At 65.7% G+C, this 13,288-nt stretch carries 13 protein-coding genes; 4 read left to right on the top strand and 9 right to left on the bottom strand.

Annotated elements, in window-relative coordinates; all coding sequences use genetic code 11:
* Positions 1 to 3 precede the first annotated feature (3 nt).
* The 4 genes from ACYVGY_RS03995 to ACYVGY_RS03980 all read left to right on the top strand — a co-directional run bounded on the left by ACYVGY_RS03995 (position 4) and on the right by ACYVGY_RS03980 (position 3,435).
* Positions 4 to 1,401: a GntP family permease gene (locus tag ACYVGY_RS03995; RefSeq protein WP_460456166.1), complete on the top strand. Its 1,398-nt coding sequence runs from the start codon at positions 4 to 6 to the stop codon at positions 1,399 to 1,401.
* Between the two features lie 310 nt (positions 1,402 to 1,711).
* Positions 1,712 to 2,215, top strand: a complete 504-nt coding sequence (locus ACYVGY_RS03990; RefSeq protein ID WP_460456256.1) for a GNAT family N-acetyltransferase — start codon at positions 1,712 to 1,714, stop codon at positions 2,213 to 2,215.
* Positions 2,216 to 2,223: 8 nt separating this feature from the next.
* Complete coding sequence (locus ACYVGY_RS03985; protein WP_460456165.1) at positions 2,224 to 2,901, top strand: site-2 protease family protein; 678 nt, start codon at positions 2,224 to 2,226, stop codon at positions 2,899 to 2,901.
* A 162-nt stretch (positions 2,902 to 3,063) separates the two neighbouring features.
* A complete protein-coding gene (locus ACYVGY_RS03980; protein ID WP_460456164.1) occupies positions 3,064 to 3,435 on the top strand; it encodes a hypothetical protein in 372 nt (123 codons plus the stop codon).
* Positions 3,436 to 3,634: 199 nt separating this feature from the next.
* Here ACYVGY_RS03980 and ACYVGY_RS03975 read toward each other — a convergent pair whose 3' ends face one another.
* The 9 genes from ACYVGY_RS03975 to infB all read right to left on the bottom strand — a co-directional run bounded on the left by ACYVGY_RS03975 (position 3,635) and on the right by infB (position 13,236).
* On the bottom strand, positions 3,635 to 3,799 hold the full coding sequence (locus ACYVGY_RS03975; RefSeq protein WP_460456163.1) for a hypothetical protein: 165 nt from the start codon (positions 3,797 to 3,799) through the stop codon (positions 3,635 to 3,637).
* A gap of 199 nt (positions 3,800 to 3,998) precedes the next feature.
* On the bottom strand, positions 3,999 to 5,090 hold the full coding sequence (locus ACYVGY_RS03970; protein ID WP_460456162.1) for a hypothetical protein: 1,092 nt from the start codon (positions 5,088 to 5,090) through the stop codon (positions 3,999 to 4,001).
* 50 nt (positions 5,091 to 5,140) lie between these two features.
* Positions 5,141 to 5,755: a trimeric intracellular cation channel family protein gene (locus ACYVGY_RS03965; RefSeq protein WP_460456161.1), complete on the bottom strand. Its 615-nt coding sequence runs from the start codon at positions 5,753 to 5,755 to the stop codon at positions 5,141 to 5,143.
* A gap of 14 nt (positions 5,756 to 5,769) precedes the next feature.
* Positions 5,770 to 6,381, bottom strand: coding sequence for a CDP-diacylglycerol--serine O-phosphatidyltransferase (gene pssA / locus ACYVGY_RS03960; RefSeq protein WP_460456160.1), 612 nt, complete (start codon positions 6,379 to 6,381; stop codon positions 5,770 to 5,772).
* A gap of 181 nt (positions 6,382 to 6,562) precedes the next feature.
* Positions 6,563 to 8,662 (bottom strand): polyribonucleotide nucleotidyltransferase, encoded by a 2,100-nt coding sequence (pnp, locus tag ACYVGY_RS03955; protein ID WP_460456159.1) that lies wholly within the window; start codon positions 8,660 to 8,662, stop codon positions 6,563 to 6,565.
* 122 nt (positions 8,663 to 8,784) lie between these two features.
* Positions 8,785 to 9,045 carry a 30S ribosomal protein S15 gene (rpsO, locus tag ACYVGY_RS03950; protein ID WP_460456158.1) on the bottom strand — a complete coding sequence of 87 codons (261 nt, stop codon included), beginning with the start codon at positions 9,043 to 9,045 and terminating at the stop codon, positions 8,785 to 8,787.
* Positions 9,046 to 9,207: 162 nt separating this feature from the next.
* Positions 9,208 to 10,164 carry a tRNA pseudouridine(55) synthase TruB gene (gene truB, locus ACYVGY_RS03945; protein ID WP_460456157.1) on the bottom strand — a complete coding sequence of 319 codons (957 nt, stop codon included), beginning with the start codon at positions 10,162 to 10,164 and terminating at the stop codon, positions 9,208 to 9,210.
* 9 nt (positions 10,165 to 10,173) lie between these two features.
* Positions 10,174 to 10,536: a 30S ribosome-binding factor RbfA gene (rbfA, locus tag ACYVGY_RS03940; RefSeq protein ID WP_460456156.1), complete on the bottom strand. Its 363-nt coding sequence runs from the start codon at positions 10,534 to 10,536 to the stop codon at positions 10,174 to 10,176.
* Positions 10,537 to 10,551: 15 nt separating this feature from the next.
* Positions 10,552 to 13,236 (bottom strand): translation initiation factor IF-2, encoded by a 2,685-nt coding sequence (gene infB / locus ACYVGY_RS03935; RefSeq protein ID WP_460456155.1) that lies wholly within the window; start codon positions 13,234 to 13,236, stop codon positions 10,552 to 10,554.
* Positions 13,237 to 13,288: the final 52 nt, after the last annotated feature.

The raw sequence follows: 13,288 nt of genomic DNA, 5'->3' as shown, positions 1-13,288 counted from the left end.
GGCATGTCCTTCCTGATCGTGCTGGCCGCGCTGTGCTTCCTGATGCTGGTCGCCTATCGCGGCTACAGCGTCATCCTGTTTGCGCCGGTGGCGGCCCTGGGCGCGGTGCTGCTGACCGACCCGACCCTGGTAGCCCCGATGTTCACCGGGCTGTTCATGGACAAGATGGTGGGCTTCCTGAAGCTCTACTTCCCGGTGTTCCTGCTGGGCGCCATCTTCGGCAAGCTCATTGAAGTGTCCGGGTTCTCCAAGTCGATCGTGGCCGCGACCATCCGGCTGTTCGGGCCGGACCGGGCCATGCTTTCGATCGTGGCGGTGTGCGCGATCCTGACCTACGGCGGCGTGTCGCTGTTCGTGGTGGTGTTCGCGGTCTACCCGTTCGCCGCCGAACTGTTCCGCCAGGCCGACATCCCGAAGCGCCTGATCCCCGGCACCATCGCGCTCGGCGCGTTCACCTTCACCATGGACGCCCTGCCCGGCACGCCGCAGATCCAGAACATCATCCCCACCGGCTTCTTCGGCACCGACACCTGGGCGGCGCCGGTGCTGGGCACGATTGGCGGCATCTTCATCCTGGCCCTTGGCATGGTTTACCTGGAGTCGCGCCGCCGCGCCGCAGTCCGGGCCGGCGAAGGCTATGGCACCGACCTGAAAAACGAGCCCACGCCGTTTGCCGGTGACCGGCTCGCCAACCCCTGGATCGCGCTGCTGCCGCTGGTGCTGGTGGGCGTGACCAACAAGATCTACACCGTGCTGATCCCGCGCTTCTACGGCGATAGCCACGAGTTCGTGCCGTCGGTGATCGGCAACGCCGCGCCGGTGGTGCAGGAAGTGAGCCGCATCGCCGCGATCTGGGCCGTGGAAGGCGCGCTGCTGACCGGCATCCTGGCCGTGCTGGTGCTGGCCTGGAAGCCAGTGACCGCACACTTCGCCGAATCCACCCAGCCCGCCATCGGCGGCGCGCTGCTGGCCTCGATGAACACAGCTTCCGAATACGGGTTCGGCGCCGTCATCGCGGCCCTGCCCGGCTTCCTGATCGTGGCCAATGCGCTGGGCTCGATCCCGAACCCGCTGATCAACGAAGCGATCACTGTCACCGCCCTGGCCGGCATCACCGGCTCGGCCTCGGGCGGCATGTCGATCGCGCTGGCGGCGATGGCTGACACCTTCACCGCCAACGCCAATGCGGCCGGCATTCCGATGGAAGTGCTGCACCGCGTGGCCTCGATGGCCAGCGGCGGCATGGACACCCTGCCCCACAACGGCGCCGTGATCACCCTGCTGGCCGTGACCGGTCTGACCCACCGCCAGGCCTACAAGGACATCTTCGCCATCACCATCATCAAGACGATGGCGGTGTTCGTGATCATCGGCGTGTTCTACGCCACCGGCTGGGTTTGAGGGCCCACCCGGCGCCAGGCGATATCGGTTTGAGCTGCCTCAAAGGCCCGCCGGCGGCCTATCATTCTGTGGCCGTTGTTTTCACGGCCCACTCCCTGATGCGGGAACAAGCAGAATGACTTTCCCCGACGCGCGCTTCCGCCACTTGATCCTCATGCTGCTTTGTTTCGCCACAGGCGTGGTCGGCACGATCATCGGGCGAATCTATGGCAGCTCGATGGACAGCACCACCGCTTGGGTGGGTCCTGCGATCTTCATCGGCGCGCTCGCTTTCTTTGTGACCGGGCTGCTGTTGCTACCGACCGCGATAATGGCGTTTCGTGCCCCGAGGCCGAAAGCTGCAGAAGTGATAGCTCGGCGCGCCCTGCCCTCCGATGCCGCCGCCTGCGTTGACCTGCGTGGGCGCACGCGCGAGAACGCGGTCTCGGTCGAGCGCCTCGCCGCCATGGGCATCACCGTTGACAGCTGGGCGGCCGACATCGCTGAAGGCCGCCTGCAGGGTCATGTCTGCATTTCGCGCGAGCAACTGGTCGGCTACGGCTTTGGCGACCTCGCCAGCGGCGAAGTCGTGGTGCTGGCCCTGTTGCCGGAGTTCGAAGGCCGTGGCCTGGGCAAGGCCTTGCTTGAGCGGGTAGTGGAGGATCTATGGGCCGCTGGCCACAAGCGCCTCTTCCTCGGCTGCGCCGCGGATCCGAAGCTGCGATCTCATGGTTTCTATCGCCATCTGGGGTGGCGGCCAACCGGCGAGCGGGACGCGCTGGGCGATGAAGTGCTGGAGCTACGGCAGGTGCGCCCCACGGGTGACATCCCTTGAACAGCGTGATGGCCTTGCTGATCCTGCTGACGGTGGTCGGCCTGGCATCCAGTCTTCCCACCTCGGTCGCCGCCCTGGCAGCGCGCCTCCTCGGCGTGGGCGTGCCGGCCATCACGCTGGGCCTTGGGCGGCCACGACTGCAATGGCAGCTCGGCGACACGCGCATAAGCGTGACACCGTGGCTGATCACTTCCTCGTGCACGCTGAAGGAACATGAAAATCTGGAACGCTACGGCGAGCATCCAGGCCTGAGCTTTGGCGAGCTTCACCCCCTGCTTCGCGCAGCGGTGGTGGCCGCCGGACCGTTGGTGGTGCTGGGTCTTTGTGTACTGGTTGGGGGCACAGGCGTCGTCTCGGCCTTCCTGCAGGGCTTTGGCCAGATCATCGAGGGCGCCATAAGCCCGCTGACCCAGGCGCAGTCCTTTCTTGCGCGCTATTGGCAGGCGGCTGCCGGCGCACGGATCGCTACCGGCGCCGCGCTGCTGGCGAAACTCATGGCGTTCCAACTGCTGCCGCTACCGCTACTGGCGGGTGGATCCGCGCTAATGCAGCTCGCCCGCTGGAAGCGGCCGCACGAACCCGCCGAGTCGACCGCTTTGCCGATGGTCGGCCTATGGCTCGTCCTTGCCCTGATGGTTTCCTGGACCATCGCCCTTGCTGTGTTCCTGCTGGCGGGCGCCCCCTAGCGCGGGCGCTGGTCTACATTGGCGAGCGTGACGGCGACGAATGACCGGAGCATTGCTGTGGGCCCGGTGACCGTCTTGAATCCACCACTCAAAGCGGACGTCCCCCAGGCATAGCGGCTGTGGTTTCATGTGTCGGCCAACCAACGTGCCTTGGAAGTCAGCATGCCCACTCTCCGCCTGTTTCGCGAAGTCCAGTCTTGCCAGGACTGTCTGTTCTCTTGGGACGGGTACGCGCATGGTTTTGCCAGAGGGCACACTGTGCTGGAAAAAGAAGGGCGCATTGCTTTCGCAGCCGATGATCTCGGCTATTTCATTCCGCGCGGAGATCACATCGAGATCGAAAGCCAACTGACGGCCATTGGCTGGCACAGACTCGAAAGCTGCCCTAAATGCGGTTCAGGCAGCCTGTTCCCACTTCACTATGACCCCAAAACAATGGTGGACATTGAATGCGTCGAGGTTCGGCGCGAGGATCTTGAGAAAAATGGTCAAAGGTGGACGCTATCTCCATATAGCCTGGTCAGGTTTTCCTAGCTTGATACAGGAGAGCGTTCCTCCTGTAATGACGTGCGAAGCGTGCTTTTCGAATAAGTTGACTGCGCGAACTCACGAGTCCGCTCTTGCCGGTTGGAGCCGCCCATCACCGCCGAGCCGATCAAGCTAAACCGACACGGTAAGTCGCGGCATTCTGGGATCACAGAAAAACCTTTCGGACGTCCTGCAGCCCAGCTGGTCAGTCCTTGGTGCGGGTCTTCGACACGGCGGACATGATGCCGGCGCCGAGAATGATCAGGCAGGTGATGCCCACGTACAGCGTCGGAATGCCTGCGGTGACCATCCCCCAGGCGATGCCGCCGATGACCAGCGCAAGGCCGATGAGAAAGAGTGCAAATGACATGGTGTCGTCTCCTTGTTGCATCCGGGCAGGGAGCCGGTTCCAACGCCGCACGAGCCGCGTTCGGGGTTGATAGCAGCTTTGGTCTGAACCCATTGGGAAGCCGGCCGGGACGGCGCCGGAGACCGCCGGTCCACGGCGTGGCTCGCATGAACCGGCCTATCGCCGGCGTCGAAGCCGGCGCTGGATCGAAAACGCCAGGCTAGAGCGCCGTGCAGGGACCATAGACCATTCGTCCGTTGGCCCCACTGTACTGGTAGCGCCTGCCCGGCCGACCGCCGACGTAGCACTCTGCCGTGCCGTTCTCGTTGTCGCCCACGCCCTGGAACGTCCGGGGCTGTTCGCGTTGCGCCGCGTATGCGCGCTGTCTTGCCGCCAGCTCCGCGGCACCGCCGCGTCGCTGCCATTCCGTTCGCACATAGTTGCCAGCTACTTCGAAACCCGGCTCCCAGTCCTGATTGGCGAGGTCTGCCACATCATCGAATGACAGTCTCTGGAGCGCGGCAGGCCCGCCCGCGGCGATCAACCCAGCCAAGGTCCCCAAGTAGCGCTCCGCTTGAAGGTGCTCACTGATCGCGCGACTGTGCGTGCCGTTCGCGTTTGCCTGGTCGATGATCGAGGCGCGGCGCGCCAGCATGCCCGCCTGGCTCTGATCACCGTGATTGCGATAATTGAGTTCGTACATTTCCTGGGCGGTGCACGAAGTTGGCCGACCCATGGCGCAGCCTCGCTTGGCGTACTGCGCGGCAACCAGCCAGCTGCCGGTGTTGCCCATATCCCAGCCATGCCGCTCACAGGCATAACCATCGCCGCTGTCGCACCTCTCCGTGAGGCTCCGCGTAGCGGGCACCGTCGGGCTGGCCGACGGGAGGGACCTCGCCAAATTCGAGCTTTTCTGCGAGGAGCCGGTCTGTGCCGTACCCGAACGCGCGCTTCCGCCGTGCGCCGACCGCAGCGTTGCCAATTCGTCGCAGCCTTGCGAGATGCCGGCCGAGCAGGATCGTTCCAGTAGCGCCAATGCCCGCGGAACATCCTGTACCACGCCGTTGCCTGCGCCCAAACTCTGTCCGGCGCTGATGCAGCCGACGCTTTTCGGGTCAGCCGCACAGGCCTTGGCGAAAGCCTGGACGGCGCCTACCTTGTCGCCTCGGACAAGTGCCGGGTAGGCAACCTCGAGCCAGGCATCGGCCTCCGTGGATTCCGCGCGGACCAATGAACTTGCCGTCATGGCCGCCCAGAGGGCGATCAATGCCAGCGCAGCGCCAGGTCTCGGCAGAGTGGAAATGAAGGTCATATCGAAAGGTCCCCTGTTAATACGAGCCGTTCCAAGCGCCACGTTCCCGGTCAGGCGGGCGGACGGGCCACCGGAAGTGTCCAGCCGCGACGAATCGCGAAAATTCGCAGGCCGGTGCAGGTCACTACGCCTGCCACCACCACCCAGGGCACGGGGAGCGCGAGCGCCGTGCCTGCGACCACCACACCAGCGCCAGCCAGTGCAGCCACGGCGTAAAGCTCGGCCTTGAGCACCGTCGGCACCTGCGCCACCAGTACGTCGCGCAGCATACCGCCGCCGATGCCGGTAAGCATGCCCAGCAGCATCGCGCCTACCGGGCCCAGACCGAAGGCTTGTGCCTTGAGTGCGCCCGCCACGGCGAACACGCCCAGCCCCACGGCATCGAGCGACTGCACCGGGTTGCGCCAGCGTTCGATCGTATCGGCGCGCCAGAACGTCAGCAGCCCGGCGATGATCGAGATCGTTATGTAGCGCCAGTCCTGAAGGGCCGCCGGCGGGGTGGCGCCGATGAGGGCGTCACGCATCAAGCCGCCGCCGTTGGCCGCGACGAAGGACAGCACCAGTACACCGAAAAGATCCAGGCGATGTCGCACGCCCACCAGCGCGCCGCTGAGTGCGAACACGAAGGTTCCGATCAGATCGAGGATGACGAGTATCAGATCCATGCGTCGCTATCGCTTCAAGGCTTGGGGATGCGCAGCGTCTTGCTGATCATCAGCGAGCCCGACAGCGCAAACATGAGCACCAGCGGATGGAACTCCCAACCCAGGCGTACGCTTCCAAACCACAGCGAGTCGCCGATGCTGCCCTGCCAGGTCGCGACCGCCAGAACGATCACCAGCGCGAGGCTGGTCGGAATCGGCGTGCCTTCGAAATAGCGCACCTTGCCCTCGTCGCCCGCCAGCGCTTCCGCGGTGACGTTGTAGCGCGCCAGCCTGCTGACCCCGCAGGCGACGAAGTAGGACAGCACCAGCCAGTCCCAGCCGCCCTGCATGCCGCAGGCATAGGCCAGCGCCGCCGGGGCGACGCCGAAGGAGATCACGTCAGATAGCGAATCGAGCTCGCGACCGAGGGTGGATGAGGTGTGCCGTGCGCGGGCCACCCAGCCGTCGAAGGCGTCGAAGACGAAGGCCAGCGGGATCAGCGCCATGCCCCACAGCAGGTCCGTCTGGCGACCATCCTGCAGGAAGCGCATGGCCGCGAAGATCGCGCCGGTGCCGCAGAAGGCATTTGCCAGCGTGAAAAAGTCGGCCAGGTGGAACTCGCGAATCATTGAGAAGTGGCGCTTCATAGCCCGACTCTACCAGCGCCCAGCCCGCTGTGGGAGGGACTTCAGTCCCGATGCTTTTCGCAAGAAGCATCGGGACTGAAGTCCCTGCCACAGAGGCTTCGGGCCTGAAGGCCCTCCTACACGGGGCAAAGAAAAAGCGGGCCGAAGCCCGCTTTCTCGTGTGCTGCGTGGAAGCGGGGGCTTAGACGCCCTCGCCCTCCTCGACGGCCTTGATGGACAGGCGGATGCGGCCCTGCTTGTCCACTTCCAGCACCTTGACCTTGACCAGGTCGCCTTCCTTGAGCTTGTCGGAAACCTTCTCGACGCGCTCGTTGGAGATCTGCGACACGTGCACCAGGCCATCCTTGCCCGGGGCGATGGTGACGAAGGCGCCGAAGTCCATGATCTTGGCGACCTTGCCTTCGTAGATGCGGCCCGGCTCGACGTCCGAGGTGATCTGCTCGATGCGCGCTTTCGCGGCCTGGGCAGCGGCGGCATTCACCGAGGCGATGATGATGGTGCCATCGTCCTGGATGTCGATCTGGGTGCCGGTTTCCTTGGTGATGCCCTGGATGGTCGCGCCACCCTTGCCGATCACTTCGCGGATCTTGTCCGGGTGGATCTTGATGGTCAGCAGGCGCGGCGCGAACTCGGACAGCTCCTGGCGCGGGCTGCTGATGGCCTTGGCCATCTCGCCGAGGATATGCAGGCGACCGTGCTTGGCCTGGGCCAGCGCGACCTTCATGATCTCTTCGGTGATGCCGTCGATCTTGATGTCCATCTGCAGGGCGGAAATGCCGCCCTCGGTGCCGGCCACCTTGAAGTCCATGTCGCCGAGGTGGTCTTCGTCACCCAGGATGTCGGAGAGCACGACGTAGTCGCCGCCTTCCTTCACCAGACCCATGGCGATACCGGCCACCGGCGCCTTGATCGGCACGCCGGCGTCCATCAGGGCCAGCGAGGAGCCGCAGACCGAGGCCATCGACGACGAGCCGTTCGACTCGGTGATTTCCGAGACGATGCGGATGGTGTACGGGAACGACTCCATCGACGGCATCACGGCCTGGACGCCGCGGCGGGCAAGACGGCCGTGGCCGATCTCGCGACGCTTCGGGCCCATCATGCGGCCAGCTTCACCGACCGAGTACGGCGGGAAGTTGTAGTGGAACAGGAAGTGGTCCTTCGACTCGCCTTCGACGGCATCGATGATCTGGCCGTCGCGGGCGGTGCCCAGGGTGGCGACCACGATGGCCTGGGTCTCGCCGCGGGTGAACAGCGAGGAGCCGTGGGTGCGCGGCAGCACGCCGGTCTGCACCGAGATCGGGCGGACGGTGTCGAGCGCGCGGCCGTCGATGCGGACCTTGGTCTTGAGCACCGAGTCACGCATGGTGCTGTACTCGAACTCGCCGAATTCCTTCGACAGGTCGGCCAGGCTCCAGCCATTGGCCTCGGCCTGCGGCTTGAGCGATTCGATGACGGACTTCTTGAGCGCCGAGATCGCGTCCTTGCGCTCGAGCTTGTCGCGCACCTGGAAGGCGGCTTCGAGCTTGTTGCCGATGGCGGCCTTGAGCGCGTCGATCGGGGCCTGGGCCTTTTCCGGCGCGGTCCAGGACCAATGCTTGACGCCGACTTCGGCGACCAGCTCATTGATGGCCTTGATGACGGCCTGGAGCTGCTCGTGACCGAACATCACGGCGCCCAGCATCACGTCTTCGCTCAGTTCCTTGGCCTCGGACTCGACCATCAGCACCGCGTTGGCGGTACCGGCGACGACCAGTTCCAGGTCGGAGGTCTTGAGCTGCGTGGTGGACGGGTTGAGCAGGTACTTGCCGTCGACGTAGCCAACCTTGGCGGCGCCGATCGGACCCGCGAACGGGATGCCCGACAGGGCCAGGGCGGCGGAGGCGCCGATCAGGGCCGGGATATCGCCGTGGATCTCGGGGTTCATCGACATCACGGTGGCGATGACCTGCACTTCGTTGCGGAAGTGCTCGGGGAACAGCGGACGGATCGGGCGATCGATCAGGCGGGAAACCAGGGTCTCGCGCTCGGTCTGGCGACCTTCGCGCTTGAAGAAGCCACCCGGGATGCGGCCACCGGCGTAGAACTTCTCGATGTAGTCGACGGTCAGCGGGAAGAAGTCCATGCCTTCCTTCGCGTTCTTGTTGCCGACTGCCGTCACCAGCACGACGGTGTCGTCGAACTTGACGATGACCGAGCCACTGGCCTGGCGGGCGACTTCGCCCGTCTCAAGGGTGACCTGGTGCGACCCGTACTGGAACGTCTTGGTTACTTTCGCCACGATGATTTAGTCCTCTTTTCGGATTCATGCCGACGGGCACCCTGCCCGGCGGTTTCGCATTCGGATTTCCAAGCCCCGAAATGCAACGCGGCGCATCACTGCGCCGCGTCTTTTAACTTGTATTAGCGGCGCAGGCCCAAGCGCTCGATCAGCGTCTGGTAGCGCGACTGGTCCTTCTTCTTCAGGTAACCCAGCAGCGAACGACGCTGGTTGACCATCTTGAGCAGGCCGCGGCGGGAATGGTGATCCTGCTTGTGCGCCTTGAAATGGTCGGTCAGGTGGTCGATGCGGGCGGAGAGCAGGGCGACCTGGACTTCCGGGGAGCCGGTGTCGTTGGGAACGCGCTTGAACTCTTCGATGATCTTGGCGGTATCAATGGACATTGGTTTTCTTCTTGGTGATGCGCAGCCTGCAGGAACGTCGCCAGAATTGACGTCGCACCGCGTGGCCCGCCGGTCGGGAGGTGCTTGTGAAAGCCGCAAAAGTTTAACGGAAGCGGCCTTTGCGGACAAGGCTTCAGCGTCGTCGCGATCCCGGCGGCGCCGTCATGAGGCAGATGCCCAGCGGAACAGGCGTTTGGGCCAGAGTTGGCCGTCTTCACGCCATTCGCCCAGGCCCAGGGAGCGGCCGGTCGCGTCCAGAAGGTTTACGGTGAAGGGCTTCGGGCCTGAAGGCCCTCCTACCGGGTCCTGCAGGAGGGCCTTCAGGCCCGAAACGGCCTGGCCCTGCCCCAGACGCTTGGCCTGGTCCGGGTCCACCACCTCGGCCGGCCAATGGGCCAGCCCGGCCTCGACCGGCAGCAGCAGGGCTTCCAGGGCCGGTTCCCCACCCGCCGCGGCGACCGCCTCGAGCGCGTCAAAGGAATACATGAGCGGCGGGTTGAAGGGCTCCACCCAGGTCCGGCGCAGGGCCGTGATGTGGGCGCCGCAGCCCAGGGCCTCGCCCAGGTCGCGGGCCAGGCTGCGGATGTAGGTGCCCGAGCCGCAGGTGACGCTCAGGCGCAGGCGTTCCCCGTCCAGGGCCAGCAGCTCGATCGCCTCGACCTCGACGGCGCGCTCCGCGATCTCGACCATTTCGCCCCGGCGGGCCTTGGCGTACAGCGGCTCGCCGCCCTGCTTGAGCGCCGAGTAGATCGGCGGCCGCTGCATGATCCGGCCCAGGAATGGCGCCAGCGCCGCCCGCACCGCGGCCGCTTCCAGTGCTGGCACCGGTCGCTCGCGCAGCACCTGTCCGTCGGCATCGTCGGTATCGGTGACCTGGCCCAGCCGAACTTCGGCCTCGTAGGCCTTCCGGCCACCCAGCAACAGGCCCGCGATCTTGGTGGCTTCGCCGAAACAAAGCGGCAGCAGCCCGGTGGCCAGCGGATCGAGGGCGCCAGTGTGGCCACCCTTCTCGGCTCGCAGGAGGTGGCGCACGCGCTGGAGAGCCTGGTTGGAACTCAGGCCAGCGGGCTTGTCGAGCAGCAGGATGCCGTCGAGGGGGCGGAAAACGTTGCGGCCCACGCGCCGGACTCAGTCCTCGGCGGGACCGGGCGGGTTGTCGCGCAGCAGCTGATCGATGCGCTCGCCCTTGTCGACCGAGTCGTCGTAGAAGAAGTGGATCTCGGGCACGTGGCGCATGCGCACGGCCTGGCCCAGGCGATAGCGCAGCTCGGGCGCGATCTCCTTCAGGCCTTTCACCGCCGCCGGACCCTGCTCGCCAATCAGCGCGGTCACGAAGACCTTGGCGTGGGCCAGGTCACGGGTTACCTCGACGTCGGAAACACTGACCGAGGGCAGCCCGTATTCGCGCACCGCCTGGTGCACGATCTGGCCGATATCGCGCCGCAGCTGGGCTGCGACGCGATCGGTGCGATGGAAGCTCTTGTTGGCCATGGCTTCGCGCTCGCCTTACAGCGTGCGCTGGACCTCGATGCGCTCGAAGCACTCGATCTGATCGCCCGGCTGCACGTCGTTGTAGGCCTTCACCGCGATGCCGCACTCGACGCCGCTGCGAACCTCTTCCACGTTGTCCTTGAAGCGACGCAGCGATTCCAGCTCGCCTTCGAAGACCACCACCGAGTTGCGAAGCACGCGGATCGGCTTGGACTTCTTGACGGTACCTTCGGTGACGAGGGAACCGGCGACCGCGCCGAACTTGGAGCTGCGGAACACGTCGCGGACCTCGGCGATACCCAGGATTTCCTCGCGGATCTCGACGCCCAGCAGGCCGGAAGCCACCTGCTTCACCTGGTCGATCACGTCATAGATGATCGAGAAGTAGCGCAGGTCCAGGCCGTTGGTCTCGATGACCTTGCGGGCGCTGGCGTCGGCGCGGACGTTGAAGCCGATGATGACGGCCTTCGAGGTCGCCGCCAGGGTGGCGTCGGACTCGGTGATGCCGCCCACGCCGGAGCTGATGACGTTGATGCGGATCAGGTCGTTCGACAGCGCAACCAGCGACTGGCGCAGCGCCTCGACCGAACCCTGCACGTCGGCCTTGACCAACAGGTTGAGGTTGGCCTGGTCCTTGTCCTGGCCCATCGAGGCCATGATGTCTTCCATGCGCGAACCGGCGGTGGAAACCAGGCGCGACTCGCGGCGCTTGGCGTCACGCTGCTGGGCCACTTCCTTGGCAAGCCGCTCGTCAGCCACGACCACGAAGTCGTCGCCGGCGTCGGGCACGCCCGACAGGCCCAGCACGACCACCGGGATGGACGGTTCGGCCTGGTCGGTCTGCTTGCCGTTCTCGTCGAACAGGGCGCGTACGCGACCGTAATGGACGCCGCAAACCAGGTAATCACCCTTCTTCAGGGTGCCCTGCTGCACCAGCACCGTAGCGACCGGGCCGCGGCCCTTGTCGAGCGCGGATTCGATCACGACGCCAGTGGCGCGGGCGTCGTAGACCGCGGTGAGTTCCATCACCTCGGCCTGCAGGGCGATCGCCTCCAACAGCGCGTCCACGCCCATGCCGGTCTTGGCCGAGATCGGCACGAACTGAACGTCGCCGCCCCACTCTTCCGGCACGACTTCGATCTTGACCAGGCCCTGCTTGACGTTGTCCGGGTTGGCTTCCGGCTTGTCCATCTTGTTCACGGCGATCAGCAGCGGCACCTTGGCGGCGCGTGCGTGGTTCACCGCTTCGATCGTCTGCGGCATCACGCCGTCATCGGCCGCGACCACCAGCACCACGATGTCGGTGAGCTTGGCGCCGCGGGCACGCATGGCGGAGAACGCCGAGTGACCCGGGGTGTCGAGGAAGCTGATGACGCCGCGGTCGGTTTCAACGTGGTAAGCACCGATGTGCTGGGTGATGCCGCCGGCTTCGCCGGTGGCAACCTTGGTGCGTCGGATGTAGTCGAGCAAGGAGGTCTTGCCGTGGTCGACGTGACCCATGATGGTGACCACCGGCGGACGGGTGCTGCGCTCGCCCTGCACGTCTTCCTGATGCGCGACCAGCGCGATCTCGGCGTCGTCTTCGTTGGCCTTGCTGGCGCGGTGGCCGAGTTCTTCGGTCACCAGGACAGCGGTGTCGTGGTCGATGATCTGATTGATGGTCGCCATGACGCCCATCTTGAACAGCGTACGCACCACTTCGCCGCCCTTCATGGCCAGCTTCACGGCCAGGTCGGCCACGGTGATGGAGTCGCCGATGAAGACGTCACGGACGATCGGCGCGGTCGGACGCGAGAAACCGTGCGCACCGCTGGCGGTACGTGCGGGCTCGGGGCCGCGCATCCTGGTCTTCTTGCGGTTGCCGGCGGCACCGCGGCGGGCGCGTTCGGAATCGGTGAGATGCAGCTGGCCGGCCGCGAAACGGCTGGCCTGGCCCTCCTCACCTTCGTTGTCCACCATCGCATGCGAACCACGGACGGCCTTGTTCTTGGGCGGCGCCTGCTTGCTGGCGCCCGGACCGGGCTTGCTGGGACCAGACGGTGCCGGACGTGCGGCCGGCGCCGGCTTGGGCGCGACCGGACGCGCCTTGCGCGGCTCGTGAATGATGATCTGGCCGACCGGGCCGGCGGGCGCGGCGGGGCGCGGCGCGGGCTTGGGCGGCGCTTCCTCGATGACTTCCTCGAACACCGGCTCGGGCAGCGCCACTTCCGCCGGCGCGTTACGCGCGGCTTCCTCAGCGGCAAGGCGGGCCTGCTCGGCGTCACGCTCGAGCTTGCGCTTGCGATCGGTTTCGCTGAGCGCAGCCAGTTCGGCGTCGTTCTGGGCCTTGGACTCTTCGAGCTTGCGCAGGGCTTCCTGGCGCTCGTCGGTCACCGGGGCATCGGCTTCGTCGCGCTTGACGTAGGTGCGCTTCTGGCGCACTTCGACGGTGACCGTGGACTTGGTCTTGCCGGCGCTCACGGTCAGCTCTTCCTGCTTGCGACGGCTCAGGGTGATCTTCTTGGGCACCGACGCTTCCGCCGGCTTGTCGTCCTTGCCGTGGGTACGGCGCAGGAAGCCGAGCAGCTTCATCTTCTCGGTGCTGCTGACCACCTGGTCCGGCCCGCTGAAGGTCATGCCCGCACCCGAAAGCTGCTCAAGCAGCTTCTCGGAGGGCATACCCAGCACTTTGGCCAGCGAAGCAACGGTGACTTCAGACATTGGTTGGTGATTCCTTGGGACTGCGCGCCGGGGCGCGCGTGGTGATGCGGGG

The organism is Arenimonas alkanexedens, from assembly GCF_054781355.1.
This window is presented reverse-complemented; position numbering and strand designations above follow the sequence as displayed.